Annotated in this window: 27 protein-coding genes and 1 pseudogene; 12 read left to right on the top strand and 16 right to left on the bottom strand. The window is 71.2% G+C overall.

The window, feature by feature from the left end:
* The 3 genes from ACFHWE_RS16830 to ACFHWE_RS16820 all read right to left on the bottom strand — a co-directional run.
* Positions 1-229 (bottom strand): recombinase family protein (locus ACFHWE_RS16830; RefSeq protein ID WP_416602600.1); only part of this gene is annotated, 229 nt, incomplete at its 3' end.
* A 140-nt stretch (positions 230-369) separates the two neighbouring features.
* Positions 370-1,146 (bottom strand): tyrosine-protein phosphatase, encoded by a 777-nt coding sequence (locus ACFHWE_RS16825; protein ID WP_416602599.1) that lies wholly within the window; start codon positions 1,144-1,146, stop codon positions 370-372.
* Between the two features lie 222 nt (positions 1,147-1,368).
* The gene (locus ACFHWE_RS16820; protein WP_416602598.1) at positions 1,369-4,446 is read right to left on the bottom strand and encodes a Tn3 family transposase; all 3,078 of its coding nucleotides are present in this window, start codon (positions 4,444-4,446) and stop codon (positions 1,369-1,371) included.
* A gap of 166 nt (positions 4,447-4,612) precedes the next feature.
* On the opposite strand from ACFHWE_RS16820, the gene ACFHWE_RS16815 reads away from it, so the two are divergent.
* Positions 4,613-4,885, top strand: coding sequence for a hypothetical protein (locus ACFHWE_RS16815; RefSeq protein ID WP_416602597.1), 273 nt, complete (start codon positions 4,613-4,615; stop codon positions 4,883-4,885).
* A 32-nt stretch (positions 4,886-4,917) separates the two neighbouring features.
* On the opposite strand, the gene ACFHWE_RS16810 is transcribed toward ACFHWE_RS16815, so the two are convergent.
* The 5 genes from ACFHWE_RS16810 to ACFHWE_RS16790 all read right to left on the bottom strand — a co-directional run bounded on the left by ACFHWE_RS16810 (position 4,918) and on the right by ACFHWE_RS16790 (position 10,740).
* Entirely contained in the window at positions 4,918-5,979 is a 1,062-nt protein-coding gene (locus ACFHWE_RS16810) for an RNA polymerase sigma factor (protein ID WP_416602596.1), read from the bottom strand.
* Between the two features lie 372 nt (positions 5,980-6,351).
* The gene (locus tag ACFHWE_RS16805; RefSeq protein ID WP_416602595.1) at positions 6,352-7,695 is read right to left on the bottom strand and encodes a Tn3 family transposase; all 1,344 of its coding nucleotides are present in this window, start codon (positions 7,693-7,695) and stop codon (positions 6,352-6,354) included.
* A 764-nt stretch (positions 7,696-8,459) separates the two neighbouring features.
* Positions 8,460-9,386: an EamA family transporter gene (locus tag ACFHWE_RS16800; RefSeq protein ID WP_416602594.1), complete on the bottom strand. Its 927-nt coding sequence runs from the start codon at positions 9,384-9,386 to the stop codon at positions 8,460-8,462.
* Positions 9,383-9,973, bottom strand: a complete 591-nt coding sequence (locus tag ACFHWE_RS16795; RefSeq protein ID WP_416602593.1) for a TetR/AcrR family transcriptional regulator — start codon at positions 9,971-9,973, stop codon at positions 9,383-9,385. The genes ACFHWE_RS16800 and ACFHWE_RS16795 overlap by 4 nt, the downstream gene beginning before the upstream one ends.
* 98 nt (positions 9,974-10,071) lie before the next feature.
* A complete protein-coding gene (locus ACFHWE_RS16790; protein ID WP_416602592.1) occupies positions 10,072-10,740 on the bottom strand; it encodes a TetR/AcrR family transcriptional regulator in 669 nt (222 codons plus the stop codon).
* An 86-nt stretch (positions 10,741-10,826) separates the two neighbouring features.
* On the opposite strand from ACFHWE_RS16790, the gene ACFHWE_RS16785 reads away from it, so the two are divergent.
* Positions 10,827-11,393: a DUF4386 family protein gene (locus ACFHWE_RS16785; protein ID WP_416602591.1), complete on the top strand. Its 567-nt coding sequence runs from the start codon at positions 10,827-10,829 to the stop codon at positions 11,391-11,393.
* 25 nt (positions 11,394-11,418) lie between these two features.
* Here ACFHWE_RS16785 and ACFHWE_RS16780 read toward each other — a convergent pair whose 3' ends face one another.
* A complete protein-coding gene (locus tag ACFHWE_RS16780) occupies positions 11,419-12,363 on the bottom strand; it encodes a LysR family transcriptional regulator (protein WP_416602590.1) in 945 nt (314 codons plus the stop codon).
* 24 nt (positions 12,364-12,387) lie between these two features.
* A complete protein-coding gene (locus tag ACFHWE_RS16775) occupies positions 12,388-13,083 on the bottom strand; it encodes a type 1 glutamine amidotransferase domain-containing protein (RefSeq protein WP_416602589.1) in 696 nt (231 codons plus the stop codon).
* Positions 13,084-13,299: 216 nt separating this feature from the next.
* Here ACFHWE_RS16775 and ACFHWE_RS16770 point away from each other — a divergent pair, with 216 nt between their 5' ends.
* Entirely contained in the window at positions 13,300-13,491 is a 192-nt protein-coding gene (locus ACFHWE_RS16770) for a hypothetical protein (RefSeq protein WP_416602588.1), read from the top strand.
* 355 nt (positions 13,492-13,846) lie between these two features.
* Here the strand turns inward: ACFHWE_RS16770 and ACFHWE_RS16765 are convergent, their stop codons facing one another.
* Together ACFHWE_RS16765 and ACFHWE_RS16760 are read right to left on the bottom strand one after the other, a co-directional pair.
* On the bottom strand, positions 13,847-14,518 hold the full coding sequence (locus ACFHWE_RS16765) for an enoyl-CoA hydratase-related protein (protein ID WP_416602587.1): 672 nt from the start codon (positions 14,516-14,518) through the stop codon (positions 13,847-13,849).
* Between the two features lie 138 nt (positions 14,519-14,656).
* On the bottom strand, positions 14,657-15,127 hold the full coding sequence (locus tag ACFHWE_RS16760; protein WP_416602586.1) for a winged helix-turn-helix transcriptional regulator: 471 nt from the start codon (positions 15,125-15,127) through the stop codon (positions 14,657-14,659).
* A gap of 99 nt (positions 15,128-15,226) precedes the next feature.
* Here ACFHWE_RS16760 and ACFHWE_RS16755 point away from each other — a divergent pair, with 99 nt between their 5' ends.
* Both ACFHWE_RS16755 and ACFHWE_RS16750 read left to right on the top strand, forming a co-directional pair.
* Complete coding sequence (locus ACFHWE_RS16755; RefSeq protein ID WP_416602585.1) at positions 15,227-16,639, top strand: MFS transporter; 1,413 nt, start codon at positions 15,227-15,229, stop codon at positions 16,637-16,639.
* Entirely contained in the window at positions 16,636-17,469 is an 834-nt protein-coding gene (locus ACFHWE_RS16750; RefSeq protein ID WP_416602584.1) for an acyl-CoA thioesterase, read from the top strand. The genes ACFHWE_RS16755 and ACFHWE_RS16750 overlap by 4 nt, the downstream gene beginning before the upstream one ends.
* Positions 17,470-17,482: 13 nt before the next feature.
* On the opposite strand, the pseudogene ACFHWE_RS16745 reads toward ACFHWE_RS16750, so the two are convergent.
* Positions 17,483-17,805, bottom strand: a pseudogene (locus tag ACFHWE_RS16745) (zinc ribbon domain-containing protein); the annotation flags it as partial.
* Positions 17,806-17,854: 49 nt separating this feature from the next.
* On the opposite strand from ACFHWE_RS16745, the gene ACFHWE_RS16740 reads away from it, so the two are divergent.
* Together ACFHWE_RS16740 and ACFHWE_RS16735 are read left to right on the top strand one after the other, a co-directional pair.
* Entirely contained in the window at positions 17,855-19,072 is a 1,218-nt protein-coding gene (locus tag ACFHWE_RS16740; RefSeq protein ID WP_416602583.1) for an acetyl-CoA C-acetyltransferase, read from the top strand.
* A gap of 138 nt (positions 19,073-19,210) precedes the next feature.
* On the top strand, positions 19,211-19,774 hold the full coding sequence (locus ACFHWE_RS16735; RefSeq protein ID WP_416602582.1) for a VOC family protein: 564 nt from the start codon (positions 19,211-19,213) through the stop codon (positions 19,772-19,774).
* 22 nt (positions 19,775-19,796) lie between these two features.
* Here ACFHWE_RS16735 and ACFHWE_RS16730 read toward each other — a convergent pair whose 3' ends face one another.
* Positions 19,797-20,750, bottom strand: a complete 954-nt coding sequence (locus ACFHWE_RS16730; protein WP_416602581.1) for a GlxA family transcriptional regulator — start codon at positions 20,748-20,750, stop codon at positions 19,797-19,799.
* Positions 20,751-20,880: 130 nt separating this feature from the next.
* Between ACFHWE_RS16730 and ACFHWE_RS16725 the strand changes: the two genes are divergently transcribed.
* The 3 genes from ACFHWE_RS16725 to ACFHWE_RS16715 all read left to right on the top strand — a co-directional run bounded on the left by ACFHWE_RS16725 (position 20,881) and on the right by ACFHWE_RS16715 (position 22,692).
* Entirely contained in the window at positions 20,881-21,336 is a 456-nt protein-coding gene (locus tag ACFHWE_RS16725) for a nuclear transport factor 2 family protein (RefSeq protein ID WP_416602580.1), read from the top strand.
* Positions 21,337-21,421: 85 nt separating this feature from the next.
* Positions 21,422-21,853 (top strand): helix-turn-helix domain-containing protein, encoded by a 432-nt coding sequence (locus tag ACFHWE_RS16720; RefSeq protein ID WP_416602579.1) that lies wholly within the window; start codon positions 21,422-21,424, stop codon positions 21,851-21,853.
* Positions 21,850-22,692, top strand: coding sequence for an alpha/beta fold hydrolase (locus ACFHWE_RS16715; RefSeq protein WP_416602578.1), 843 nt, complete (start codon positions 21,850-21,852; stop codon positions 22,690-22,692). Before ACFHWE_RS16720 ends, ACFHWE_RS16715 begins: the two co-directional genes overlap by 4 nt.
* 11 nt (positions 22,693-22,703) lie before the next feature.
* Here ACFHWE_RS16715 and ACFHWE_RS16710 read toward each other — a convergent pair whose 3' ends face one another.
* A complete protein-coding gene (locus ACFHWE_RS16710) occupies positions 22,704-23,321 on the bottom strand; it encodes a TetR/AcrR family transcriptional regulator (protein WP_416602577.1) in 618 nt (205 codons plus the stop codon).
* A 181-nt stretch (positions 23,322-23,502) separates the two neighbouring features.
* On the opposite strand from ACFHWE_RS16710, the gene ACFHWE_RS16705 reads away from it, so the two are divergent.
* Complete coding sequence (locus ACFHWE_RS16705; protein ID WP_416602576.1) at positions 23,503-24,753, top strand: FAD-dependent oxidoreductase; 1,251 nt, start codon at positions 23,503-23,505, stop codon at positions 24,751-24,753.
* Between the two features lie 46 nt (positions 24,754-24,799).
* Positions 24,800-25,396 carry an HD domain-containing protein gene (locus ACFHWE_RS16700; protein WP_416602575.1) on the top strand — a complete coding sequence of 199 codons (597 nt, stop codon included), beginning with the start codon at positions 24,800-24,802 and terminating at the stop codon, positions 25,394-25,396.
* Positions 25,397-25,451: 55 nt separating this feature from the next.
* Here the strand turns inward: ACFHWE_RS16700 and ACFHWE_RS16695 are convergent, their stop codons facing one another.
* Entirely contained in the window at positions 25,452-26,324 is an 873-nt protein-coding gene (locus ACFHWE_RS16695; protein ID WP_416602602.1) for an AraC family transcriptional regulator, read from the bottom strand.
* Between the last annotated feature and the right edge of the window lie 121 nt (positions 26,325-26,445).

Genomic DNA, 26,445 nt, shown 5'->3' with positions numbered 1-26,445 from the left:
CGACGAGGGTGTCGCCGGGGTGGAGGAAGGCGTGGCACGCCTTCAGCTCGGGGCGCTCGTCAGTGCGCCCCGACTTGGTGTCGGAGAAGATCCTGCGGCACCCGGCCGCGGTGAGCGCGTCCATCTGGCGGTCGAGCTTCTGCTCACGGGTGGAGATGCGGGCGTAGCCGATGCGGATCTCGGTGAGCACGATCGGTTCGGCCGCGAACGGGTCCGGGAACGTGTTCATGTCCCCGATCCTCTCAGAAAACGGCTGGTGGGGGTTCTTGAACATCACCGGTTCCTGAAGGGGTTCTTGAAGGCTCCGGGCGGGGCCCGGAGCCCGTCCGCCGAGGCCTTCAGAAAACGATGGTTTTTTGAAAGGTCCGATCAGTCCAGGAGCCGAACCCTGACTCGGGCCAGGTCTTCCTCGGTGACTCCCGCTTCCAGGAGGTAGGTCTGTGCGTCCAGATCCTTGAGGACGTCGAGGACGCTGCCGCGTAACGTCAGTCCGCGTTCGGCCAGCAAAGACTCGATCACCGGCCCTTGGTCCTCCTTCCCCATCGCAGCGAAGAGAGGCACGAGTGCGGTGGTGGAGAGTTCGTAGTCATCGGCTATCGCACCGGCCTCGACCTCGGCCAAGGCGAGCAGCAACAGGGTGACCAAGCCGGTGCGGTCGCGCCCGGCTCCGCAGTGGAACAGGACCCCGCCGGGCCCCGACCGTGCCAGAGCGGTGATCGCCGCGGCGCATCGTTCGGCTTTGCGGTCGAGAAAGGGCCGGAAGTAAAGCGGGATCCCGTTCAGCCGCCTGCGGTTGATGTCCTTCCAGAACTCGACGTCCTCGACATCGTCCAAGGGCACCTCCAGACGCCTCATCCCAGGTGGGAGGGGCGTCTGGGCCGATTCTGCGGGGAACGCGGCGGACCCGCCTTGGCTTGTGAGGCCTTCGCCCGGGGCCGGGCGGACCTCGTCCGGGTTGCGCAGGTCCACGACGGTGCGCACACCGGCGTCGTAGGCGGACCGCCACCCTTCGACGGTGACAAAACGCAGATCAGCGGATCTGATGAAGGCCCCAGGACGGGTGGTTCGGCCGTGGCGGGTAGGAAGGTCACCGAGGTCACGGGTGTTGAAGAACCCTTCCCAGGTGATCTGTCTGCTGTCTCTCATAAACGCCAGGGATACTTCCCCCCCGCGGAAGAAGAAAAGTTCCTTAGTCCCTTTCCAGTCAATTCACCGGTTCGCTGGCGGCCGAGCCGCTGAAGCCGCATCATCGAACCAGAAATGAACGCTCGAACCGGACACGGCGGGACACCCGGGCACGGCCCTGCGGGCGTTCACGTAACGGCCGGTTGATGAACGTCCGGGCGGCGCCGCCGTCGGCGCGGCGGGTCAGATCTCGTCGTCATCCTGGGCGGTGTCGGGGTCGCGCAGCTCGCGGATGGTCCCGGGGGCCAGCTCGGGCAAGGCGAAGGTGTAGGTGCCGTGCACGCCCAGGTGGGAGTGGACGAACGGGGACAGCCGGGCCAGGTCTTCCTCCCGTACCGGGTAGCCCTGGGCCCTGAGCCGGCTCACGGCGGCGTCGAGGTAGACGGTCGTCCAGAGGGTGACGCAGTTCAGGACGAGGCCGAGCGCACCGAGCTGGTTCTCCAGGCCGCGCTCGTAGCGGTGGTAGAGCTCGCCCTTCTTGCCGTGGCAGATCTTGCGGGCCAGGGAGTGGCGGTTCTCCTGGAGGTTGCGGATGTGCTTGATGTCGCGGCGGTAGGTCTCGTCCACGTCGATGTAGGACAGGATGTGCAGGGTCTTGAAGATCCGGCCGTAGGAGGCGATCGCCTCGCCCAGGGCGGTGGGGTGACCGTCGCGCTGGAGCATGGTGACCACGTCGTAGGCCCGCACGGTGCCGGTGTAGATCGAGGCGACCACGCGCAGGATGTCCTCCCAGTTGCGGCGGATCTTGCGCAGGTCGACCTTGCCCCGGGCGAAGGTGTCCAGGGGCCCGTAGTCGGCCGAAGCGCTGATCCGCCACCCCTTCTGGTCGGGCAGGTCCGCCAGCGCCGGCCGGTAGGAGATGCCCAGCAGCTCCAGCAGGCCGAACACCAGGTCGCTGTAGGAGCCGGTGTCGGACACCACGATCTCGGGGAGTTCGCCGCCGTCCAGGCCGAAGATGACGTCGACCATGTGCAGGGAGTCGCGGATCGTGCCCGACACCACCTTGGCGCCGCGCCCCATGCCGCGGTCGTTCATGGCGTTCAGCCAGGTCATACCGCGCTTGGATCCGAAGTACTTGCGGTTGGGGCGGGCGAAGGCGGCCGGGACCGGGACGACGAACCGCATCCCGTCGACCGCGGCGACCATGCCACCGCCCCACGCCTGAGCCAGCGCCACACCGGACTGCCTGCCGACCAGCGGCGCGTTCGCCGGAGCGAGGGTCTCGGGCCGGAAGTAGTTCTGGTAGACGTGCGAGAGCCGTGAGCGCTCCAGCGCCTCGATGCCCCTCTTGGCGATCGGCCGGTAGCCGACGTTGAGCGAGTGGGCCGTCAGGCAGGCCGCGATCGAGACCGGAAGATCTGCGAGCCGGGACCGGCCACCGGACACCGCGGTGAACGCCTCGGCCAGCTCCGGCACCCACGACATGACCTCCAAGATCACCTCGGGAAGCTCCACGCGCGGCAGCATCGCCGTGGTGCGCGAGCGCAGGTCCACCAGGGACGGCGGCTCCTCGACGGCCTTGACCCCGCTCAGGTGGATCCTGCCCGCCTCGTCCACACGGGCGTCGGGGTTGGCGATCAACCGCCCGCCGACCTCGCGCAGCGCGGCATCCAGGGTGCGGGAGTGCTCGGTCAGCAGCTCATCCGGGCTCGACGGGAGGCTGAGCGAGGTGAGGGCGTCGGGGCGGATCGCCTCCCACTGGGCGCCCTCCAGCAGTTCGGCCTGGGGGTTGCGCCACCGGGTGGAGGCCCCGGCGTAGATCTCACGGCGCTTCAGGTGGCGCCAGAACCGCTCCAGCACGCAGAAGGCGTAGGCGTGCCGGTTCACCGCACCATCCTCGCGGACCGGGTGCCCGAACACCAGCCGCTTCCACGGGCCGTTCACCACACGGGCGTCGATGAGGCGGCCCGGGATCAGCGGGGCGGCAAGGCGGCTGCGGTGGGCCAGCACATCCGGCAGCGCCTCCATAGCCTCCAGCACCGGGGTGCCCTCGGCGTTCGCGCCGAAGGCGATCACCTGCGGCAACACCTTCAAGAACCCCGACACCGTCGTGTAGCGGCCCACCAGCTCCGAACGCCAGTCATCGGGTTCGGCGGCATCGGCCGGCCCCGCGTTCTCGTTCACCAGGGCCAGCGCGGCGCGCAGCTCGGTGCGGGAGGTGACCTCCTCGATGGCCTCCCACACCTGGTCGACTTGCACCTGCCCGTCGGGGCCGCCCCAGGCGTCGGAGGCGAACAGGGCCTGCACCGCGACCGCAAGCCGGGCCGCGGACCTGGCCAGCTTCGGGTGCTTGCGGACCTTCTCCTTGTCGGAGGTGTTGCGCGCCTTGTTCACCAGCTCGGTCGTCATCAGCAGATCGAGCAGCTCCAAGGTGTCGTCGACCGACTTGCCCTCCAGGTGCCGGACCGTGGCCAGCAGCGTCGCCAGTCGGCGGCCGTCGCTATGGCGGCGCAGCGCCGAGGCGTCGGCCCGCATCCCGTACTTGGCGAGCTCGCCCAGCCGGCGCGGCGGTACCCGCGCCTCGGCCCCCAGGTCCGCCAGCGCCAACCCCTCGATCTCGGCCACCTGGTCCAGCGCCTTGATGATCGTGGGGCCCGACGCGCGCGGCGCCACGCCCTTGCGCCACCGCTCCAGGTCCGACACCCGCGATGCGACCGGGACCTCCAGCAGCTGATCCAGCACGTGGCGTTGACCGAGGGTCAGCAGCCCCTCCAATTCGCCCCACAGCCGCTTGGTCGTGTCGTCGCGGACCTTGGCCACCCGCCGGGCCAGCGTCGTCACGCCTGGCAGCAGCACCTTACGCTCCCGCAGCCATCCCACCCCGTCGGTGAAGATCGCCTTGGGGCCGTCGCCCGACGTCCACGACCTGGCCGCCACCCACGCCGCGAACTCGCCCTCCGCCGAGGCGAAGTCGCTCCATCCGTAGGCCCGCCGGATGTCGCGCTGGTGGTCGAACGGCGTCTCCCGCCGCTCGGTGTACCGCTTCACCTGGGAGGGGTCTTCGATGTCCAGCTGGTCGGCGACGAACTCCAGTACCGCGCCCGGCACGTCCAGCGGATCCTCCAGGAATGTCCCCAGCCACCGGACCGTCACGAGCTGGAGGGCGAACCCGAGCTTCATGCGCTGGCCGCGCCGCTGCGCGACCTGCACCCGGTCCTCGTCGTCGAGGAAGAAGACTCGTTCCAGGTCCGCCCGCTCCGGCGGGCCGGTGTACCGGCCGTAGGCGGCCGCCTCTTCATCGGTCAGGAACTCCACTGGCATAGGCGACAAAGTAGGGCCAAACGACCGTTGGACGACCCGGGTCGGCCGAACCGTTACACGTTCTCGGGATGTGCCGGTGCCGCCCGCATCGGAACGCCGGGTGGCGGTACATCCGCCCTCCGCGATCCGCTAACGCCACTGACCGTTCGGTTGCTGCTCAAGCCCCGTGGCCGCCCAGCTCGACCGCAACTACATCCGCGAGAAGACCCTGGAGGGGCAGGTCGCTGCCGCAGCCAAGGGCAACCACGGCGGCCGCCCCAAGGTCTTCGACGACGACATGCTCGTCTTCGCCCGCGCCCTGAGGGACAAGGGGGTGCCCGTCCCCGAGATCGCGAGGAAGCTGACCATCAAGACCGGCAAGAACGCCGGCCGACATCCCTCGGTGGCCTCGGTCTACCGTGCCCTGGCCCCAGACGGCGCAGAGGAGACTGGTTCCTGACGTTCGGGTCTTCAGGAACCAGCTAGAGAGCATCAGTTCGCTGTGTCGGCGTCCCTGGTCTCCTCAACCGGAGAAGTCGTCCGATCCTGGCCAACGAAGACAGTCGATGCCGGGTCTTCGGGGATATCTTCGTGTTGCCGACCCGGGGTTTCCAGCTCAGCTTCGCTTGGCGGGTGAGCCGGTTTTGCAGCGTTCTTCCGACGCAACGGCCACCACGCTGCCAGCTTGGGCGTGATGCGAGCCAGGAGCGCCGCGAGGGCAATGACGGCACCTGTGATCAGCGCTGCCCCTCCGATATCTGGGTCCACTAGATAGGCGATGGCCGTAGCCAGGAGTGCAATCTCTGCGACATACGCCGGAACACCCCAGTGGCGCCGCTGGGGCGTGTGATCGGAACGAGAATCGCTGATCGTATCTTCCTTATTGGTTGCCCTTTCAATAGGCGCTCCAGCAGCAGGCGTGGTATGCGGGTCTTTGCGCACCTTCTCTGTTCCACGGCGAATGTGCTGCCCAATGTCGGCAGGTTTGCACCCCAGTAGCTCAACGATCTCTCGATGCTTCAGCCCTACGACGTGGAACAGGTAGGTAGCCACACGCTGGTACTCGGGTAGCTTCTCCATGACCTCGAAGACCCAGGTGACAGAAGATGCCTGCTCTACGGTTGGCGAAGGCACCACCGAAGTCCACCAAAGCTCTTCCTTAGTCATTAGATCTGAGATATCTGAGCTATAGATGACGCAGTCGCGTGGTGCCCTTTTTGGGCTTTTCAACTCCTTGTGAATTAGGTTTTTTGCCACAGCGAAAAGCCACCCACGAGGCTCGAGTGCATCATCCCAACTTCTCACCATTACCAGGAAGGCATCTTGCACGACACCCTCGCAGTCGATCTCACTATCAGGCATTCCGTACTGGCGCACACGGCCGCGAACAAATGCCAACAGCGGGCGATAGTATTCCCGATACACCCCTTCAATCTCTGTTTCGGTAGTACGAATAAATTCGATTTTTTCATGCCACGTGTTGCAGATAGAGCAGAGATATGGTGCGTTCACCGGCTCCGTAGTCGGATCGCCGTCATCGGAGATCTTGCTCATCAACGCCTCCCGGACCGGCTGCGGCTCATCCGCCACGTCGTCCCCTTGGGGTCGCGCACCTCGACCCGCGCGTCCCTGGGTAGCTGGGCGGCAGCGCGAGCGAAGTCGATCCGAGCTCGGATCACCAACCACTGCGCGTAGGCGTTGACGAGGCGTGCTGCAACACCAGAGAGTGTTGCGATCAGGAGCAAGACGAAGGTGTCCACGGGCCGGAGCACCAGACCTTCCAGGGCCGGGGCCAGCCCTCTGCTGGGCTAGCCGTTCTACTCTCCAGGAGGGGGAACGGCCGGAATCTATGACGCGAAACTTCCCGAGATTTTGGGGGACCTGGCCAATACGACAGGAGCCTCTCCCTCCCACGCCCAAGCAGGTTTACTCCTCAGCTGCGTCCGGGGCACGCAGCGGACGCAGCCCGCCGTCCACATCCGGCTGCGGGAAGGCATAGGAGCCCAGGAAGTTGATGTGGTCGAAGCCCAGCGGGGAGAGGCGGGCGCACATCTCCTCGGTGGCCGGGAACCCGTCGGCCCGCAGCTGGGTGACGGCGGCGTCGATGTACAGCGAGTTCCACCACACGATGGCGTTCAGGGCCAGGCCCAGGGCGCCGAGCTGGTCCTCGAGCCCTTCGCGGTAGCGCTGCTTGAGCTCGCCGCGGTTGCCGAAGCAGATCTTGCGGGCGAGCTGGTGGCGTCCCTCGGAGATGTTGAGCTGGGCGGTGATCATCCGCCGGTAGCTCTCGTCGTGCAGGAACTGGAGCAGGCGCAACGTCTTGAAGATGCGCCCGTAGTGGGCGAAGGCGTCCCCCAGGCCGGTGGGGCGGCCGTCGCGGGAGATCATGCGCACCAGGTCGTAGGCGCGCACCGCCCCGGTGGTCAGCGATCCGGCGACCCGGAGCATGTCCTCCCAGTGGGCGCGGACCTTGTCCAGGTGGATGGTGTGCCGCGACATGGAGTCCAGGGGCCCGTAGCTGGCGCGGGTGTTGGTGCGCCACAGGCGGGTGTCGCCCAGGCCGCCGATCTCGGAGGTGCGGTCCAGGGCTTCGACCATCGACTGGCTGGAGACGCGGGTGGGTTCGGTGCGCAGCCGCTTGAGTTCGGAGAACCGCGCCCCGTCGGGCACTTGGAGCAGGCCGGTCATGCTCGAGCGGACGGTGTCGGGGGTGCGCTGGCGCAGGGAGGCGTGCAGGCGGGCGTTCTCACTCCTGCGGACACTGGTGACCACGCGGGACAGCACCGTCATCTCCGGCAGCAGCACCTTCTTGTTCACCAGGTGCACGATCGCCCGGTCGAACAGGGTGCGCGGTCCTTCCTCGGTGGCCCACACCCGGGCGGCCAGGTACTCGCGCAGACCCTCCTCACCCTCGCTGAAGTCGGTGTAGTCGAAGGTGTCGCGGATCTCCCAGGAGTGCTCGTAGGCGGCCTTCTCCCGGCGGCGGTACTCGCCCACGCAGGCGGGGTCCACGCCGAGCTGGTCTGCGACGAACGGCACGACCCCTTCGGGGACGCCGGTGGGGTTGTCGGGCAGGAACACGCCGAGCATGCGCACGGTGCCCCATTGCAGGGCCCACCCGAGTTTGTTCGCCGGGCTGCGCTTGGTCGCGACCGCCTTGTGGGCCTTGGCGTCCAGGCGGAAGAACTGCTCGAGGTCGCCGACGGACACCTCGTCGGGGAAGCGGGTGTAGCGAGCGATCTGCTCGTCGGAGAGGAATTCATGTGGCATGGGCCAGAACGTATGGCCCTAGAAGGGCTCAAAATCGCGCCGTCACCGAACCGAAGCAGAGGTCACGGCGTTACCGCCAAATCCTGTAGCGATCCTCCTCGACCCCCTACGGGCCGCATGGGGTCGGCACCGATGGACCTGGTGATCCGCAGGGAGGCGTTCGCGGCCCGCTTCGGCGGTCTCGGGTACGGTGTGCGCCTGCGGTCCCCGCTGGACGGCAGCGTCGTGGTGCGCGGGTGGGACTTCAGCCTGGGGGAGAGGATGTGGCCTCGGGGCAGGGGCTGGTGCTTCGACGTCGTCGGAGAGCGCGTCTCCTCCCCCGTGGCCTATGCGCTGCACACCGACGGCCGTGCCGGTGTCGCCTTCGGGTACGGCACCCGCTTCCAGGAGACCGCGCCGTCGGTGTACCGCCTGATCGAGCACCACGCCCTACTGGACCGGTTCTCCTGCTGGGATCTCTGGGAGGGGCCGCTGGAACCCTGGGTGCCCGGCTCGGGCAGGGGAGCGCTCGCCGACCACCTGACGGTGCACCTGGAAGGACTCACCGAGGCCTCGGCGGCCGGCCGCCGCTGGTTCCTGGGAGAACACGTGGCGCTGTGCACGGACCCCGGGTATGTGCCGGAGGGGCCAGGCCCCGCTGCCTCCGGGTGTGGGTGCGCGGCGCGGCCGGCCGCCGACAGGTCCAAGCGGCGCCGGCCCCTCACCCGAGTCCCCGCGGGTGAGGGGCCGGGCTTGCGCTTTCCCCTCTTTTTGCCGCGCCGGGTTCACACCGCTTCGCGGCCTGCGGGCACGGGTGTACCCGCCGCGCGGTCCGGTGCCAGGGCGAGCAGGGCCGGTACCAGCGCGACCAGGCCCAGGCCCAGCCATCCCGCCGCGCTCAGGCTCTCTCCCACGACCAGGACCGCCAGGAGCGCGGCGAGGGCCGGTTCGCTCAGCGTCACCGTCGTGGCCGTGCTCGCCGGGACCCGCGCCAGCCCGAACCCGAAGAGGAGGTAGCCCAGGAACATCGGCACCAGTGCCATGTAGGCGGCCACGGTGAAGGCCTGCGCCGAGGCGAGCAGGGGCGCGCCGGTGAGGGCGAGTACCGGCATCAGCAGGATTCCTCCGGTTCCGAAGACCGCGCCCATGGCCGCCGCGCGGTCCACGCCGCGCCCCATGAGGCTGTGCGCCGTCCAGGAGAACGTGGCGTAGGCGGCGCCCGCCACCAGCCCGAGCGCGATTCCGGTCGCCGTGTGCGGGGGCGCTCCGGACGGGCCCGCCATGGTCGCGGCGCACAGCAGTGCGCCTCCGGCGGTGCCCAGCGTGGCGGCCAGGGTCCACCACCGGTTCGGCGGCCTGCGCTGGACGGCCAGTTCCAGCAGGCCCGAGGCCAGCGGCGCCGAGGCCAGGGACACAACGGTGCCCACCGCTACACCGGCCAGGTGCATCGATGCGTAGAACGCGAGGGGGTAGACCCCCACGGCCAGGGCCCCCACCGCCACCGGGGGCAGGTTCCGCCGCAGCCGGGACAGGGCCGCGGCCAGCGAGGGCAGGGCGATCAGTGCCTGGAGCAGTCCGCCGATGCCCAGGGCTGCCGATCCGATGGCCAGGGGGCCGGCGTGCGGGGCGAAGGTGGCGGCGGTGCCGGTGGTGCCCCACAGCAGCGAGGTGGCGGTGATGGCGGCGATCCCCAGTGTCCGGGGGCGGTTCACAGAGTGTCCACCAGGGACGCGGCGATCGCGCGCGCCTGCAGCAGGTGGTCGGGGGTGCCCTCCAGTCCGGCGCGGGCCATGGCGCCCTCCAGCAGGAACGAGCAGTGCCGGGCGGTGCGGGCCGCGGTCTGGGGGGTGGTGATCTCCTCCAGGTGCCCGGCCAGGAGTGCCTCGACCTGTTCCTTGTGTTGGCGCACCCGTTCCCGGCCGGGGGCTCGGGCGGGGAGTTCGGCTGCGGCGTTGAGCAGCCCGCACCCGCGGAAGCCGTGTTCGTGGGCGGCCGAGGCGTGGTCGATGTAGGCGTCGAACACCGCCAGGACCCGTTGGCGGGGGGTGCGGGTCCCCTCCAGCCGGTGCCGGTACAGGTCGAGCCATGCGCGGTGCCGTTCCTGGAGGTAGGCCAGGGTGAGCTCCTCTTTGGAGGAGAAGTTGTTGTACAGGCTCATCTTGGCGACACCGGCTTCGGCGGTGACCGTGTCGATGCCCGTGGCGGCCATGCCGTGGGCGTAGAAGAGCCGTGCGGCGGCGTCGAGGATTTTCGCGCGCGCTGATCCTGTACGGGGCCGGGGTGTCCCGGTGTCCGCCATGGCTGCCTCTCCCTATGAGTTAGGTAGGTCAGTCTACCTAACCCAGGAGCAAGGGTGTCCCTGAGGCCACCCCGGTGGTCGTGGGGCTGGGTTCCCGGTCAGTGCTGTGCCAGTGTCCCGATGGCGTCCAGAAGCAGGTCGAGTCCGGGTTCGAACTGGTCGGCGAAGGCGTAGCCCTCCTGCACCAGGTGTCCGGCTGCGAACGCCGCCAGGTGCGGGTACGCCTTCGGGTCGAGCGCCGCCAGGGCCGATCGTGCCGCTTCGGCGGCTCCGCCGGGGTCCTCGAAGGACAGCGCCGCGTCCTGGATCACGAAGCCGTAGACGTAGGAGTCGACGATCGTGTAGGCGCGTTCGGTCATCTCCGGGGAGAAACCGCCGTTCATCAGCAGGCCGAGGACGGCGTCGTGGTGGCGCAGGGTGGCCGGTCCCGGTGAGGTGCGGGTGTCCAGCAGCGCCAGAGCCCAGGGGTGGCGGGCCAGGACCCGCCGGGCCGAGACGGCGCGGCGGCGCAGTTCGCCGCGCCAGGGTCCGCGCGGGTCGGGCAGCGCGATTTCGCTGAAGACCAGGTCGACCATGCCGTCCAGCAGGTCCTCCTTGTCGTGGATGTAGCGGTACAGCGACATCGGTCGGACGCCCAGTTCGTGGGCCAGGGAGCGCATCGTCAGTGCTCCCAGGCCCTGTGTGTCGGCCAGGTCCAGGGCGGCGGCCAGGATCCGGTCGCGGTTCAGGGGCTGCCGGGGGTTCGTGTCCTGCTCGGTGCCGGGCATGGGCCTCTCCCTCGGGGGCTGTTGACGGACGGTGCCGCCCATCGTAACGTACTTAGTACGCTTACTAAGTACGTCTGGAGTGGCGCATGTCCCCTCGCAGTACCGGCCGCGTGGCCGGAGCCCTCTTCCTGGCGGCGTTCGTCCTCTACGGAGGCGGCGGTGCGCTGTCCGACCGCCCTGTCGGACTCGGGCTGATGCTCGCCAACTCCGTCGCGGTCGCCCTGATCGGGGCGGCGCTCTTCCGCGCCCTGCGCGGCTCGGCCCCCCGGGTGGCCTGGTCCTACCTGTCGGTCAGGGTCGTGGAGGCGGTCCTGCTCGCTCTGGGCGTGCTGTTCCTGGCCTCGGGGGAGGCGGCGGGCAACGACATCGCCTACGGGATCGCCATGTTCGCCCTCGGTGCGGGCAGCGTCCCGTTCTTCCTGGTGCTGGCCGCGCAGCGCCGGGTGCCCCGCTGGTTCGCCTGGTGGGGTGCGGCGGGGTACGCCGCGCTCGCCGTCGGTGCGGTGCTGGAGTTCGCCGTGGCCGGGGCGGGTGTGGTTCTCGCCGTCCCCGGCGGGCTCTTCGAGGTCGCCTTCGGATTCCTGCTGCTCTGGCGCGGCCTGCCCGGAGCGCGCACCGGCGCGGAGGAGGCCGCGGCCGAACGCGTCGCCTGACCCCTGGTGTTCTTCCTCCGGGCCCTCACGGCCCGGTGCACTTGTGCGGGCCGGGCCGCAGCAGGTGGTCGCGGACCCGGGCCACGTGGGGGTGGTGGGCCTGGCCCGGGCGCTGGACCAGGTAGGCGGTGTTGATGGGCGGGTCGTCGGTGGGGTGCAGCACCACCAGGTCCCCGGAGTCCAGTGCGTCGCGGCACAGGTAGGTGGGCAGGACGGCCACCCCCGCTCCGGCGGTGACGGCGGTCAGGACGCCCCGCAGGTCGGCGACGGCCAGTGCGGGGCGGCGGGTGGGGCGGCGGCCGAAGACGTGGCGCCAGTAGCGGCCCACGATCGGCAGTTCCTCGGAGTAGGCGATCAGCGGCACCTCCTCCAGGGCCGCCGGTCCCTCCTCAGCCAGGCGTCCGCTCACCTTGTTGGCCCAGGCGGGGGCCGCCACCAACGCGAACTCCTCGTCGGCCAGCGGAGTCCACAACAGGGTGCGCCCGCGCGGGCGGGCGGTGGAGACGACCAGATCGTGGCGGCCCGCGCGCAGCTCCTCCAGCAGGGTCCCGGTGGGCCCGGTGCTCACGCGCAGGTCGATGCCGGCGGCGGTCAGGGGGGCCAGGGCCATCATTACGCGTGTGCACAGGTACTCGGCGGGCCCGGCCAGGTGGACCGGGGCGGCGGGTGGCGGGTTCTCGGGGTCGTGGCCGGTGGCGGCGGCCAGGGCGTCCAGGGGGGCGGACACGCGGCCGGCCAGGTCGTGGGCGACGGGTGTGGGGGCGGCGCCGCGCGGCAGGCGTTCGAAGAGTTCGCGACCGGTATCGCGTTCCAGGTTGCGGATCTGGGCGGTCACCGTGGGCTGGGACAGGCCCAGTGTCTGGGCGGCCGCGGTGAAGGAGCCCGACCGGTAGACGGCCAGGAAGGTGCGCAGCAGGTTGAGGTCCGGCCGCGTGGGCGTGGCCGGACCTCCGGTTTCCCTGGTGTCCATGGGGGTGGAGTCTAGTGCCGTGGTTCAGGACAGGTGTGTGAGCAGTTCTTCGGCCAGCGGGGTCGAGGAGGCGGGGTTCTGTCCGGTGAGCAGGGTGCGGTCGGCGACCACGTTCGGTGCCCAGGGTTCGCCTTCCCGGACCTGTAGGCCGGCCTCGGTCAGGCGGTCCTGGAGCAGCCAGGGGGCGCCCTGGGCCAGCCCGGCCTGGGTCTCCTCGGTGTTGGTGAAGGCCGCCACCCGGTATCCGGCGAAGGCGTTGGTTCCGTCGGGGCGGGTGGCTGCGAGCAGGGCGGCGGGGCCGTGGCAGACCACTGCCAGCGGTGTGCCCGCGTCCAGGGCGCGGGTGAGCAGGGCGCCGGAGGCGGGGTCGGTGGCCAGGTCCTCCATGGGGCCGTGTCCGCCGGGGTAGAAGAGGGCGTCGAAGCCGTCGGGGTCGACCTTCTCCAGGGGGAGCGGGTGGCGGAGTTCGGTGATGGCCTCCAGTGCGCTGCGCGTCGCGGCGGCGCGGTCGGGGCCGCCGGTGCTCTGGGGGGTCAGGCTCGCCTCGTCGACGGTGGGCAGGGCTGCGCCGGGTGTGGCGACGGTGATGCCGTGTCCGGCTTCGGTGAGGGCTCGGTAGGGGGCGACGACCTCCTCTGCCCAGAAGCCGGTGGGGTGTTCGGTGCCGTCGGCCAGGGTCCAGTGGTCTGCGGCGGTGATCACGAACAGGATCTGGGCCATGGGTGGTGCGCCTTTCGGTTCGGACCCTTGCAGGTCATCGAACGTGTGTTTTCATCACGTGTGTTGATCAGTGGTGACGGTGTCGAACCTAGGGGTTTGGCGCTGAGAGGGCCAATGCGCACGCGCATGTCCGTTATCGGTTTTCCTATTTCTTGCGGGGGCGGTTGCCGTGCACCCTGGTCGGATGCGGTGCCGGTGGAGCGGTTCGCCGGTGCTGTGGCGGAGCTGGGATCCCATGAGGTCCAGGAGCGGATCTACGCGGCGGGCGGTCTGGCGGTGGCTTCCGGGCTCGGCCCCGGTGGCCTGCCGCTGGCGGAGGTCGAGGTGGCAGGCTGGGCCGGTGAGCGGAGGCCGGCGTCGGCTGCACTGCCCGCGGCGGGGGGCGGGTCCTGGTTCTGCCCCGGGTGATCGCCGGCCCGGTGGCGACCCGCACGCTGCCGCCCCTGGGCTATGCGGGGGCGCCCGGGGACTGGGCTTCGCCCTGTGCGCGCTGGGGCGGCGACCCGGCCTGTGGGTGGGGCCGTGACCGGGGCGTGGACGGCCCAGCCGTGGGCGAGGTCCACGTCGTGTGGACATGACCGGTGTGGTGCCCTGGGGTTGGAGGGTTTCGGGCGGGTCGAGTCCGGCGGTGGGTTCGTCCAGGAGCAGTACGCGGGGGGTGTATGGCCATGGCTCCGGCCAGGACCACTCGTTTGCGCTGGCGGTAGGGGGTCCGTCTCGGGGCGGTGGCCGTGTGCCCGGGGCGGGCACACGGCGGTGCCGGTCAGTCCAGGGGGGTGTCGGTGTCGCGCAGCAGGCGCAGGGCGGTGGGGTAAAGGCGGGTCTTGATGGTGCCCAGGGTGGGGCCGGCCTTGGCGGCCAGGGGGCGGGCGAGTTCGAGGGCGGTGGCCAGGACCTCGCCTTCGGTGGCGGTGTGGTCGACGATGGCGGCGGTGTGGGCGTCGGTTCCGCCGTAGCGGCGGGCGGTGGTCATGGCCTCGTGGGCGGCCTGGGGGGTGAGGCGGGCCTGGATGAGGGCGCTCATGCCGTGGGTGAAGGGGATGTGGATGTCGGCTTCGGGCAGGCACCAGAATCCGCGGTCGGCGCGCATGACGCGCAGGTCGTGGCAGAGGGTGAGCATGGCTCCGGCGGCGAAGGCGTGGCCCTGGACGGCGGCGACGGTGGGCAGGGGCATCGACAGCAGTCGGGCGAACAGGGCGTGGACGGTGGCGATGTAGTCGGGGCGGGCGTCGGGGTGGGTGCCGAGCCAGTCCAGGTCCAGACCGTTGGAGAAGAATTTTCCGGTGGCTGTGGTGACGAGGGCTTTGGGGCCTTCGGCTTGGTCGACCTCGTCCAGGAGGGTGTTGACGGCGGTGAGCCAGTCGGGGTGAAAGCGGTTCTCGTCGTCGCCGAGGTCGAGGATGAGGACGTCGCCGTCGCGGTCGAGGGTGGGCATGGGGCCTCCTGGGTGAGAACCTTTTGTTACTGACGAGTAGTTCCAGGTGGGCACACTACCGGACGCGGCCGGGGCGTCCCATCGGGGTATCCGCCGTTCGCGTGTGCCCGCGCCGAGCCTTTCACGGGCGCGGGGGCCTCATTCGGGGAGCACGCCGCCGTCGGGGGCCCCGGGGCCGTGGCGCAGGCTCAGGTCGTGGCCGTGCAGGGGCCGACCGCACGCCGAGCACACGGGCAGGGCGCGGGCGGTGTGCTCACAGGTGCGGTGGACGGCCTCCACGGGTGGGCCCTCGTCGGCCAGCCAGGTGTCGCCCCATTGGCGCAGTGCGGTGAGCACGGTCCACAGGTCGCGGCCCTTGTCGGTGAGGCGGTAGTCGTAGCGCGGGGGGCGGTCCTGGTAGGGGACGGCTTCGAGGACGCCGTGGGTGACGAGGTGGTCCAGGCGCTGGGTGAGGACGTTGCGGGCGATGCCCAGGCGCGACTGGAAGTGGTCGAAGCGGGTGACGCCCATGAGTGCGTCCCGGATGATCAGCGGGGTCCACCAGGGGCCGATCACCTCCAGGGCCTGGGCGATCGAGCAGTTCATGTCCGCGAAGCTGGCGCGTCGCATGTCCTCGCCTCTCTCGTTGCCGCTGTGTGTGCCGGGTGTGTCCTCGGACACCACCCTAGTGGGTTGCGTGAAGAAACTCTAATCTCTAGTTTAAGTTGCATGAAGCAACTCACTCGTGGCGGTCGCGGTGCCCCCACCGCCCCTCCGCCCGTCCTGCCCGTCGTCGCGGTGGGGGTGCTACTCGCGGCGCTGGACCTGTTCATCGTCAACGTGGCCCTGCCCGACATCGCCGCGGACCTGTCGGTGCCCGGCCTGTCCGAGCTGTCATGGATCGTCAACGGCTACACGATCGCGTTCGCGGCGCTGCTCGTCCCGGCCGGAGGCCTGGGCGACCGGTACGGCAACAAGCCGGTGTTCCTGACCGGGATGACGGTGTTCGTCGCAGGCTCGGCCCTGTGTGCGGCCGCCCCGGACCTGGCCCTCCTGGTCGCCTTCCGCGTCCTGCAGGCGGCGGGGGCGGCCCTGATGGTCCCCACCTCACTGGCACTGGTGCTCACCGCGACCCCCGCCGAGCGCCGCGCCGGCGCCGTGCGCCTGTGGGTGGCCCTGAGCGGGCTGGGGGCCGCACTCGGACCGGTGGCCGGGGCGCTGCTGGCCGAGGCGAGCTGGCGGTGGGTGTTCCTGGTCAACGTCCCGCTGGGCCTGGCCGCGGTGGCCGTGGGCGTGCGGGTCCTGCCCAACCCGCCCGGCGACCGCGGCCGCGTCCCCGACCCGGTCGGGGCGCTGCTGCTGACGGGAGCGGTCTCCTTCCTGGTGACGGCACTGGTCGAGGGCCAGCACTGGGGGTGGTCGGCGCGCCCGACCCTCGGATTCGGGGCGGCGGCGCTGGTCTGTGCGGCGCTGCTGTGCCTGAGCGTGCTGCGCTCACCGGCCCCGATCGTGGACCGTGCCGTGCTGGGCGCACCGAACTTCTCCCTGATGGCGGCCAACACCGTGCTGTTCAACGCGGCCTTCGGCGCGATGCTGCTGTCGTCGGTGCTGTGGCTGCAGCAGGTCTGGCAGTGGGAGGTGCTGTGGGCCGGGCTCGCGCTCGCCCCCGGGCCGCTCCTGGTCCCGCCGGTGTCGGTGCTCTCGGGCCGTCTGGCCGCACGGATCGGGCCCGGTCCGGTCATCGCCGCCGGATCGGTGCTCTTCGCCGCCGGGGTGTGCTGGTGGGCGCTCTTCGCCCGGCCCGAACCCGACTACGTGGGCGGGGTCCTGGTCGGCATGCTGCTGACCGGTGCCGGGGTCGGCTTGTGCCTGCCCTCAGCGCTGGCCACCGCGACGGCGGGCCTGCCCCGACAGCACTCGGCGACCGGCTCCTCGGTGCTCAACACCTCCCGCCAGATCGGGCTGGCCCTGGGGGTGGCGGTCCTGGTCGCCGTCCTGGGCGGCGAACACGCGGTACGGCCCGAGTCGGAGGCCTTCCGCGCGGGATGGTGGATCATCGCCGGCCTGGCTCTGGCCTCGGGTTGCGTGGCGCTGGGTGTGCGCCGGCCCGCGGCCACGGAAACGGAAGGAGTGCGGACATGAGCCTGACCTTGGAAGGGGTGCTGGCCGACCACGCCGCTCTGGCCCCCGAGCGGTTGCGGGACTTCCACGGCTTCGGCGGGCTCCACGGAGGGCTGGCCGCCGCCCTGATGGCACGGCGGATGCGCGCCCTGGCGCCTCCCGGGCGCTCCCTGGTGTCGCTGAACACGCGTTTCCTCGCACCCGTGGGCGGCCCCGTGCGGGTTGAGCCGTCGGTGGCCAGAACGGGGGCGACGGTGACCGCCATCCACGCCTGGGCGCGGGAGGGTACGGCGCCGGTGGTCAGTGCCGACGGTGTGTTCGGCGCTTCCGGTGCCGCCGGCGGGTTCCCTGCGCTGGTGCCGCCGATGCCCTCGGGCCTGGTGCCGCGCGAGCGGGCGCGGGAGTTCCGGCCGCCGCCGGAGTTCGTGCCGATCTCCACCCGGATGCGGATCCTCCCGGCCACCGAGGGCCTGCCCTACAGCGGGGCCGCCGAGCCGCGGCTGTGCGCCTGGGTGCGGCTGACCGAGCCGGTGGCCGACGCCGCCGAGCGGCTGCTCGTCCTGGTCGACGCGCTGGCGCCCTCCTACGCGGCGGTGCTGACCGACCTGGTGGCCGTGCCCACCGTCTCGCTGAACGTGCACGTGACGGCCGATCCGGATGCGCGGTTCGACTGGGTGCTCGTCGACGCGCGCACGACGGCCGTCGACCCGGGCGGGTGGGTGAGCGAGGCCATCGACGTGTGGAGCGAGGCCGGCACCCACCTGGCCTCGGCGTCCCAGCTCAGACTCGTGCGTGCACCCCGTGCGCACACGTCCCCCTCCGTTGACACCGAGAAAGAGGTATCGCCTTGACTTCCTCCCCCGCCTAAAAGCGGGGGATTCCAGCGGTCGCCCGCTGGGGTTCCTGCTTCACCGACGACCGCCCCGTCCGGGAGGACTCCCGTTGAGGTCTCACACCGTCTCCACAGGCAGACGCCGCCAGCCCGGCGGCCAGGACGTTGCGTGCCGCGTTCACATCACGGTCATGCGTGGTACCGCACTCGCACGTCCACTCGCGGACGTTCAGCGGCATCCTCGCCTGACCGTGCCGCAGGCCCCGCACAGCCTGCTGCTGGGGGACCAGCGGTCGATCACGACGAGTTCGCGCCCGTACCAGGCGCACTTGTACTCCAGCATCGACCGGAGCTGCGTTTCCTTCCCCGGCTGAAGCCGGGGGTATCCACAAAGGAGAGAACCGATGACCGAAGCCGTGATCGTCGCCGCCGCCCGTTCCCCGATCGGACGCGCGGTCAAGGGCTCGCTCAAGGAGATACGCGCCGACGACCTGGCCGTGCAGATGCTGCGCGCGGCCCTGGACCAGGTGCCGGAGCTGGACCCGGCCGAGATCGACGACCTGCTCATGGGCTGCGGGCAGCCCGGCGGGGAGTCGGGGTTCAACATCGCCCGCACCGTGGCGGTGCTGGCCGGGTTCGACGGGCTTCCCGGCACCACCGTCAACCGGTACTGCTCCTCCAGCCTGCAGACCACCCGCATGGCGATGCACGCCATCAGGGCCGGGGAGGGCGAGGTGTTCGTCTCCGCGGGTGTGGAGGCGGTGAGCCGGTTCGCCTCGGGCAGCGCCGACGGCTGGCCGGGCACCCGCAACCCCGTCTTCGCCCAGGCCCAGGACCGCAGTGCCGTCTTCGCTGAGGGCGGCCGGACCTGGGCCGACCCCCGTGAGGCCGGGAACCTGCCCGACGTCTACATCGCCATGGGCCAGACCGCGGAGAACGTCGCCCAGTTGACCGGGACCACGCGTGAGGAGCAGGACGCCTTCGGCGTCCGTTCGCAGAACCTGGCGGAGAAGGCCATCGCCAACGGCTTCTGGGAGCGCGACATCACCCCCGTCACGCTGCCCGACGGCACCGTGGTGAGCGCCGACGACGGCCCCCGCCCCGGCACCACCCTGGAGAAGGTCGCCCAGCTCAAGCCGGTCTTCCGCCCCGACGGGACGGTGACCGCGGGCAACTGCTGTCCGCTCAACGACGGGGCGGCGGCGCTGGTGGTGATGAGCGACACCAAGGCCGCGCAGCTCGGTCTGACCCCGCTGGCGCGCATCGTCTCCACCGGCGTGAGCGCCCTGAGCCCGGAGATCATGGGCCTGGGCCCGGTCGAGGCCTCCAGGCGGGCCCTGGCCCGCGCGGGTCTGGGTATCGGCGACATCGACCTGGTGGAGATGAACGAGGCCTACGCGGCGCAGGTCGTTCCGGCCTCCCGTGAGCTCGGGGTGGACGAGGACAGGCTCAACGTCAACGGCGGTGCGATCGCGGTCGGCCACCCCTTCGGGATGACCGGCGCGCGCATCACCACCACCCTGATCAACTCGCTGCGCTTCCACGACAAGCAGTTCGGTCTGGAGACCATGTGCGTGGGCGGCGGCCAGGGCATGGCCATGGTCATCGAGCGTATGTCCTAGTGGGAGGTGGCACTGGGGTGGCCAGTGGTCGGGGCCGCCCCGGTGGCGCCGGTCGTTTCCGGGATGGGGGTACCGGTGGCGGTTGTGCGACGGTGAACGCTCGTCCCGGTTCCGGATCGGTTGTGGGAGGCCCCCATCATGCAGACGTCATCAGCGTTCGTCACCGGCCGGGCCGCGGCCCGCGTGTCCCTGTCCGCCCTGGGGGCGGCTCTTGTGGCCCTGGGCGTCGCGGCCTGCGGCGGGCAGGGCGGTGCCCCGGAGGAGTCCGCCGCGCAGGTGTCGGAGTCGGCGTCGCCCTCCCCCTCGGTCCAGGCCGACACGATGAGCGCGGCGGGGATCGGGGTGAGCGACCTGGAGCGCTCCTCGGAGTTCTACCAGGAGGCGCTGGGGATGCGGGAGCTGACGACCTACCAGATCCCCGGGTTCATGGACGAGATCGTGCTCGGGTTCGACGACGGGTCGCGGGGTGCGTCGGTGGTGCTGATGCACTACACCGACGGCCGTGAGGTCGACTACGAGGGCAACCCGGTCAAGCTGGTCTTCTATGTGGACGACGCGGCGGCCGCGGCCGAGCGGATCGAGGAGGCCGGGGGCACGGTCGTGCTGGAGCCCGCTCCTCAGCCGACACTGGGCAACGTGGTGGTGGGGTTGGCCAGGGACCTGGACGGCTACACGCTGGAGTTGCTGGAGGCGGACGGGTAGCGGGCGCTGTCCCGGGGCCGGTTCAGGCGGTGCTGTGGAAGCGGCCCCGGTAGGCCGAGGGTGTGGTGCCCAGGTGGCGCGCGAACGCGCGGCGCAGTGACTCGTCGCTGCCCAGGCCGCTGCGCCGGGCCGCGCCGGTGACGCTGTCCCCGGCCTCCAGCAGGGCGCGTGCGGCTTCGAGCCGGACGGCCTCGACGTGGGCGGCGGGGGTGCGGCCGAGATGGGCGCCGAAGAGCCGGGTCAGGTGCCGTGGGCTCATCCCGGCCAGGGCTGCCAGGCGGGGTGCGGAGTGGTCGGCGGCCGGGTCGGCGGCGATCGCCTCCAGCGCGGTGCGCAGTCGGCCGTCGGTGGCCGGCGGGGTGCGTGCGGGGACGGAGAACTGGGACTGGCCTCCGGGGCGCTGGAGGAAGACGACCAGGTCGCGGGCGGTGGCCCGGGCCAGGTGGGGGCCGTGGTCCTCTTCCACCAGGGCCAGGGACAGGTCGATTCCGGCGCTGACGCCCGCCGAGGTGAGCAGGTGGCCGTCGCGCACGTAGATGGCGTCGGGCTCGACCCGGACACGGGGGTGGAGGCGGGCCAGGAGCGCGGTGTGGCGCCAGTGGGTGGTGGCGCGGCGCTGGTCGAGCAGTCCGGCGCGGGCCAGGGCGAAGGCACCGGTGCACACGGAGGCGATGCGGGTGGCGCCGTTGGCGAGGGCGTTGAGGGCGGCGGGGAGTCCGTCCGGGCTGGGGTGCAGCGGCAGGTCGGGGGCTCCGGGGATGATGAGGGTGTGGACGGTGCTTATGCCGGTGGCGGGCGCGTCGACCATCAGGCGGGTGCCGGAGGCGGTGGTGACGGGCCCGCCGTCGGGGGAGCACAGGGTGAGGGTGTAGTCGGCGCCCAGGCGGGTGGCGGTGCTGAGGACCTCCAGTGGTGCGGTGACGTCGAGCAGGCGCACCCGGTCATAGGCCAGGACGGCGATGTTCCTCGGCGGCATGGGGGGGACTGTACCGGGTCGGGGTGTCCGGATGTGTGGGGTGGCTGTCTTTCGGGACGGGGCGCGGGGCCGGTGGGGCGGGCACGATGGCCTCTGTCGGGATACCGCCGCAGCCAGAGGAGAGATCGCCATGGTCCGTCCGCCCGTTCCGCCCTTCGCAGAGGAGAGTGCCCGAGCCAAGGTCCAGGCGGCCGAGGACGCCTGGAACACCCGTGACCCGGCGCGGGTGGCGCTGGCGTACACGCCCGATTCGGTGTGGCGCAACCGCGGTGTGTTCGTCACCGGCCGGGCCGAGATCGAGGAGTTCCTGGCCCGCAAGTGGGAGCGCGAGCTGGACTACGCGCTGCGCAAGGAGCTGTGGGCGTTCGGGGCGGATCGGATCGCGGTGCGCTTCCAGTACGAGAGCCGCGATGGGCAGGGCCGGTGGTGGCGCAGTTACGGCAACGAGTTGTGGGAGTTCGACGGTGGCGGGCTGATGCGGCGCCGTGAGGCGAGCATCAACGATGTGCTGATCGGTGAGGGCGAGCGGCGGATCCTCGGTGCGCGTCCGGAGCGGGAGCGGGGTGTGCCCTTCCCGGTGGCGTGAGGGTGCGCGAGGTCACCCGCATCCCCCCTGTTTTCCTCAAAGTACTCTGTTGTCATAGAAGTTTGAGGAATATAGAGTCTTTTGCATGAAAGAACGGCTCTATTCTGTGGACGAGGTCGCCGAGCACCTGGGGCTGCACGCGCGCACCGTCCGCAACTACGTACGCGACGGGCGGCTCACCGCCGTGCGCATCGGCAAGCAGTACCGGATCACGCAGGAGGACCTGGAGGCCTTCACCGGCCGCCCGGTGCCCCCGCCGGTGGGGGAGAGCGTGCGGCGCGAGCGGCGCAGCGAGGTCTCGGCGATCGTGGAGGTCGACGCCCTCCCGCCCGATACGGCCCACCGCCTGACCACCCTGGTGACCGCCTCGGCCACCGGGCGGGGGCCGCAGGAGGAGCCGTTGCGGGTGCAGGCGGTCTACGACCCGGCCCGGGCGCGGATGAAGGTCGTCCTCATGGGTTCCCTGGCCGACACCGCGCGCATGCTGGAGTACATCGAGGGGCTGGTGGGTGCGTGAAGGGGATCTACTCGTCCGAGGCGGGCCGCGAGCGGGTCCTGGCGCTGTACGGCCGGATGCTGGAGAGGTGGCCGGTGCCGGCCGAGCACCTGCGCGTGCCCACCCGGGAGGGGGAGACGTTCGTGCTGGCCTGCGGGCCGAGCGGAGCCGCGCCGGTGGTGCTGCTGCACGGGTCGGGCGCCAACTCCGCGACGTGGGGAGGCGACGTCGCCCAGTGGTCCCGGGACCGGCGCGTGTACGCCGTCGACCTGGTGGGTGAGGCGGGGCTGAGCGCGCCCTCGCGGCCGGTGCTGGGCTCGGAGGCGCCGGCCCTGTGGCTGGACGACGTCCTGGAGGGCCTGGGTGTGGAGCGCGCGGCGTTCGTGGGCCTGTCGCTGGGCGGGTGGACGGCGCTGGACTACGCGGTGCGCCGCCCGGAGCGGGTGGAGCGGCTGGCGCTGCTGTGCCCGGCCGGTATCGGCAGGCAGACGACGGCGAAGTGGCTGCCCCGGTTCTTGGTGTGGCGGTTGTTCGGTCGGCGCGGTCTGCGCCGTTCGGCGGCGCATGTGGCGGGCCTGGGCGCGCCCGAGCACCGGGAGGCACTGGACTTCACGGTGGAGGTCTTCTCCTGCTTCCGGCCGCGCACGGAGCGGCTCCCGGTCTTCTCCGACCGGGAGTTGGCGGGCCTGTCCGTGCCGGTGCAGGTGCTCGTGGGTGAGCGCGACGCCATGATCGACCCCCGCGAAACGCTGCGGCGGGTGCGTGCGCACTTTCCCGACGCCGAGGCGGTGCTGCTGCCCGGGGTGGGGCACGCGGTCCTGGGGCAGACGGAGGCGGTGGGGCGGTTCCTGCGCGCCTGACCGGCGCCGGATCAGATCGTGCCGGTGAGGTAGCGCTGGAGGGTGGGGGCCAGGACTGCCACGAGTTCGTCGGTCTCCAGTGAGGCGATCGGTTCGACCCGCAGGACGTAGCGGGCCAGGGCCGTGCCGATCAGGTGGGAGACGGCCAGTTCGGCGCGCAACCGGGGCCGGTCCTGGTCCAGCGCGGGGGTGACCTTCTCCAGCAGGCGCCCCTGGAGGAAGTTCCTGAGCAGGTCGGCGCCCTGGTCGGTGGTCAGGGCGGTGCGCACCAGCGCGGCGAGCGGGGCGGCCGTGGCGGGGTCCTCCCACAGACCCAGGTAGGTGCGGGCCAGGCGCTCGCCCAGTCCGTGGGGGCCGCCGGTGAGCAGGACCCTCTCCACGTCTCCGAAGACCTGGGAGGGGATGTGCATGGTGGCGGCGAAGAGCTGGTCCTTGGTGCCGTAGAAGTGGCGGACCAGTGCGGGGTCGACCCCGGCCTGGGCGGCGATGCCGCGGAAGGTGGTGCCGGTGTAGCCCTTGGCGGCGAACTGTTCGCGCGCGGCGGCCAGGATGGCCTCCCTGGTGCCGCTGCGGCCCGGTCTGCGTCCGCCGGGCCGCTGGTTCGCGCGCCGCGGTTCGGTGGTGGCCATGGCACCCTCCCCCCCAATTCCCTGTGCGTGGAATTCTACATCCCTCCAGGTACCGGGTATCCCACCGGCGCGGGGCCGCCCCCGTGGCCCCGCAGAAAATTCCACAGGCGTTGACATCCACAAGCGTAGAATTCTACGCTTGTGGAGATAGATCGGGTCGTGTTCCAAGGACGGAGCCACCATGAACGAGACGACCACCTGCGCGATCATCGGCGGCGGACCCGCCGGTATGGTGCTGGGCCTGCTGCTGGCCCGCGCCGGCGTGGAGGTCACCGTGCTGGAGAAGCACGCCGACTTCCTGCGCGACTTCCGCGGCGACACCGTGCACCCCAGCACACTCGACCTGCTGGACGAACTGGGCCTGGGCGAGAGGTTCGCCGCCCTGCCCCAGAGCAGGATCGAGAAGATCGCCTTCGACGTCGAGAAAGAACGGGTCGTCTTCGGCGACTTCACCCGGCTGCGCCGCCTGGCCCACCCCTACATCGCCATGGTCCCCCAGTGGGACCTGCTCAACCTGCTCGCCGAGGCCGGCCGGGACGAACCCGCCTTCACCCTGCGCATGCGCACCGAGGCCACCGGCCTGCTCCACGAGCAGGGCCGCGTGGCGGGCGTGCGCTACAGCGGCCCCGACGGGGACGGCGAACTGCGCGCCGACCTGACCGTGGCCTGTGACGGCCGCTGGTCGATGGCCCGGCGCACCTCCGGCCTGCCCGTGCGCGAACTCGGTGTGGACTTCGACGCCTGGTGGTTCAAGGTCCCCGTCGAGGACTCCGTCCTGCCCTCCCTCACTCCCAGGACCGGCCTGGGCAGGATCATGGTCGTCATCCCACGCGAGGGCTACGTCCAGATCGCCTACCTGGGCCGCAAGGGCACCGACTCCGACCTGCGCTCGCGCGGTATCGAGGCCTTCCGCCGCGAAGTGGTCACACTGGCACCCGAACTGGCCGACACCATCGACCAGGTGGCCTCCATGGACGACGTCAAACACCTGGACGTGCGGCTGAACCGCCTGCGCCGCTGGCACACCGACGGCCTGCTGTGTATCGGCGACGCCGCGCACGCCATGTCCCCCCTGGGCGGGGTCGGCATCAACCTGGCCGTCCAGGACGCCGTGGCCACCGCGCGGCTGCTGGCCGGCCCACTCCGGCGCCGACGCCCCACCGGACGGGACCTGGCCGCCGTGCGCCGCCGCCGCGGCCTGCCCACCGTCCTCGTGCAGGGACTGCAGCAGGTGCTGCACCGGCAGATCGTGGGCCCCATCCTGCAGGGCCGGCGACCCAGCCCACCCAAACCGCTGGTGGCCCTGGTCCGGGCGGTGCCCCGGCTGTCGGCGGTACCCGCCTACCTGGTGGGCGTGGGGGTGCGCTCCGAGCGAGCCCCCCGGTTCGCCAGGCGCACCCCGCAGGCTCACCGCTCCTCACCCGCGCGCTGAGGGGGCGGCGGCCGGAGCGGTCCCCGAGCCCCCGTAGAGTCCGGGTATGCCGATTCCGACGGACCAGGAGATCCGTGCGCTGCACGCCGAGCTCGCGCCCACCCGTGCGGCGTTCGACCTCGTCCACACGCACTGCCGGATCGTGTGCCAGATCGCCGAGCGGCTCGTCGAGCGCGGCGGGCTCGACGTGGACCTGGAGCTGGTGCGGGCCGGAAGCCTGCTCCACGACATCGGCGTGTACCGGCTGATGGACGCCTCGGGGGCGCTCGACGGGGCGCACTACGTGCGCCACGGTGTGCTCGGCCACGAGGCGCTGCGCGCGCGGGGGTTCGGCGAGGCGCTGTGCCGGTTCTGCTCCTGCCACACGGGGGTGGGCATCACCCGCGCCGACGTGCGCTCGCAGGGGCTGCCGATCCCCGAGGACGACTACACGGCCGGATCGGCCGAGGAGGAGGTGGTGATGTACGCCGACAAGTTCCACAGCAAGAGCAGCCCGCCGGTGTTCGTCTCGGCCGCCTCCTACGCGCGCAGGGTCCGCCGATTCGGCGCCGACAAGCAGGCCCGGTTCGAGGCGATGGTCGCCCGCTACGGCAAGCCCGACCTGGAGGCGCTCTCGCTCTCCTACGGGCACGCCCTGGTCTGAGCGGGTGTGCCGTGGCCGCGCGGATGCGCGGCCACGGCACCGGCGGGCCCGCCCCTCACACCCTCTCGACCGGCAGCCACAGCTGGGCCTCGGCACTGGTGCGGTCGGCCGTGTACTCCACCCGCAGCAGGCTGGGCCCCGGCCGCATCCGATAGGACGGCTGGGAGGGGAACCAGTGGGCGAAGGCGTCGGCCCACAGGCGCTGCAGGGCCTGTGGGAAGGCCCCGGTGGGGCCGGATCGGGGGAAGACCGCCCACGCTCCGGCCTCCACCTCCAGGCAGTCCATGCCCTCGGGTGCGGGGGCGGAGGTGGCCGCCGCGTGGTGGTAGTCCAGTTCGCTGCCCTCCTCGTAGCCGGGGGCGACGTCGGCGGTGGCGGCCAGGACGCCGCGGGGCTCCTGGTCGGAGAGCCGTTCCACCCGTTCCGTGGTGGCCGGGTCGATGCTCCGGACGAACGCGCCGATGTCGGGGTTGTCCCCCTCGTGGACGAGTCGGACGCGGGCGCGGGGGCCGACGAGGCGGAAGGCCTCCTTGTCGACGATGCGGTAGCGCACGGCGGTGCTCCCTTCGATGGTCAGGCGGAACCTCATCTGGGGCTGGGAGGTGAGCACCGCGCCGGTCCGCCGGGCCTCGGCGGGGCCTACGCCGTGCTGGGCGCGAAAGGCCCGGGCGAAGGCCTCGTGCGAGCCGTAGCCGTAGGACACCGCGATGTCGAGCAGGCCGCGGCGGCCATCGACCACTTCGGCTCCGGCCAGGGTGAGCCTGCGCCGACGCACGTACTCCGACAGCGCCATCCCCGACAGCGCGGAGAACAGTCGGCGCAGGTGGTATTCGGAGGTGAGCGCTGTGCGCGCCATCCGCTCCGTGTCCAGCGGTGCCCCGGGGTCGGCCTCGATCTGCTCCAGGGCCCGGTTCAGCCTCTCCAGCACGGTGTCGCCTCCCTTGGTCACCACCGACGTTAGGGATACCCGCCCCGCCCGCACCCGACCGTTCGCGGCCCACTCCGGTCGGGGCTGTGGAAGGCCACGGGTTCGGGTGCGTGCGATCTGG

It is taken from the genome of Nocardiopsis sp. LOL_012 (genome assembly GCF_048060475.1).
GTDB lineage: Bacteria > Actinomycetota > Actinomycetes > Streptosporangiales > Streptosporangiaceae > Nocardiopsis.
The sequence above is the reverse complement of the archived record's forward strand: the minus strand, read 5'-3'. Positions and strand labels throughout refer to the sequence as shown.

What these genes read in the sequence shown, in the direction of transcription:
- ACFHWE_RS16775 (WP_416602589.1), bottom strand. Translation starts at nt 13,083, where the DNA reads ATGGCCCAGATCCTGTTCGTGATCACCGCCGCAGACCACTGGACCCTG.
- ACFHWE_RS16720 (WP_416602579.1), top strand. Translation starts at nt 21,422, where the DNA reads ATGAAAGAACGGCTCTATTCTGTGGACGAGGTCGCCGAGCACCTGGGG.
- ACFHWE_RS16740 (WP_416602583.1), top strand. Translation starts at nt 17,855, where the DNA reads ATGACCGAAGCCGTGATCGTCGCCGCCGCCCGTTCCCCGATCGGACGC.
- ACFHWE_RS16810 (WP_416602596.1), bottom strand. Translation starts at nt 5,979, where the DNA reads ATGAGCAAGATCTCCGATGACGGCGATCCGACTACGGAGCCGGTGAAC.
- ACFHWE_RS16725 (WP_416602580.1), top strand. Translation starts at nt 20,881, where the DNA reads ATGGTCCGTCCGCCCGTTCCGCCCTTCGCAGAGGAGAGTGCCCGAGCC.
- ACFHWE_RS16705 (WP_416602576.1), top strand. Translation starts at nt 23,503, where the DNA reads ATGAACGAGACGACCACCTGCGCGATCATCGGCGGCGGACCCGCCGGT.
- ACFHWE_RS16735 (WP_416602582.1), top strand. Translation starts at nt 19,211, where the DNA reads ATGCAGACGTCATCAGCGTTCGTCACCGGCCGGGCCGCGGCCCGCGTG.
- ACFHWE_RS16750 (WP_416602584.1), top strand. Translation starts at nt 16,636, where the DNA reads ATGAGCCTGACCTTGGAAGGGGTGCTGGCCGACCACGCCGCTCTGGCC.
- ACFHWE_RS16825 (WP_416602599.1), bottom strand. Translation starts at nt 1,146, where the DNA reads ATGAGAGACAGCAGACAGATCACCTGGGAAGGGTTCTTCAACACCCGT.
- ACFHWE_RS16785 (WP_416602591.1), top strand. Translation starts at nt 10,827, where the DNA reads ATGTCCCCTCGCAGTACCGGCCGCGTGGCCGGAGCCCTCTTCCTGGCG.
- ACFHWE_RS16710 (WP_416602577.1), bottom strand. Translation starts at nt 23,321, where the DNA reads ATGGCCACCACCGAACCGCGGCGCGCGAACCAGCGGCCCGGCGGACGC.
- ACFHWE_RS16700 (WP_416602575.1), top strand. Translation starts at nt 24,800, where the DNA reads ATGCCGATTCCGACGGACCAGGAGATCCGTGCGCTGCACGCCGAGCTC.
- ACFHWE_RS16755 (WP_416602585.1), top strand. Translation starts at nt 15,227, where the DNA reads ATGAAGCAACTCACTCGTGGCGGTCGCGGTGCCCCCACCGCCCCTCCG.
- ACFHWE_RS16780 (WP_416602590.1), bottom strand. Translation starts at nt 12,363, where the DNA reads ATGGACACCAGGGAAACCGGAGGTCCGGCCACGCCCACGCGGCCGGAC.
- ACFHWE_RS16820 (WP_416602598.1), bottom strand. Translation starts at nt 4,446, where the DNA reads ATGCCAGTGGAGTTCCTGACCGATGAAGAGGCGGCCGCCTACGGCCGG.
- ACFHWE_RS16790 (WP_416602592.1), bottom strand. Translation starts at nt 10,740, where the DNA reads ATGCCCGGCACCGAGCAGGACACGAACCCCCGGCAGCCCCTGAACCGC.
- ACFHWE_RS16765 (WP_416602587.1), bottom strand. Translation starts at nt 14,518, where the DNA reads ATGCCCACCCTCGACCGCGACGGCGACGTCCTCATCCTCGACCTCGGC.
- ACFHWE_RS16795 (WP_416602593.1), bottom strand. Translation starts at nt 9,973, where the DNA reads ATGGCGGACACCGGGACACCCCGGCCCCGTACAGGATCAGCGCGCGCG.
- ACFHWE_RS16730 (WP_416602581.1), bottom strand. Translation starts at nt 20,750, where the DNA reads ATGCCGCCGAGGAACATCGCCGTCCTGGCCTATGACCGGGTGCGCCTG.
- ACFHWE_RS16805 (WP_416602595.1), bottom strand. Translation starts at nt 7,695, where the DNA reads ATGCCACATGAATTCCTCTCCGACGAGCAGATCGCTCGCTACACCCGC.
- ACFHWE_RS16760 (WP_416602586.1), bottom strand. Translation starts at nt 15,127, where the DNA reads ATGCGACGCGCCAGCTTCGCGGACATGAACTGCTCGATCGCCCAGGCC.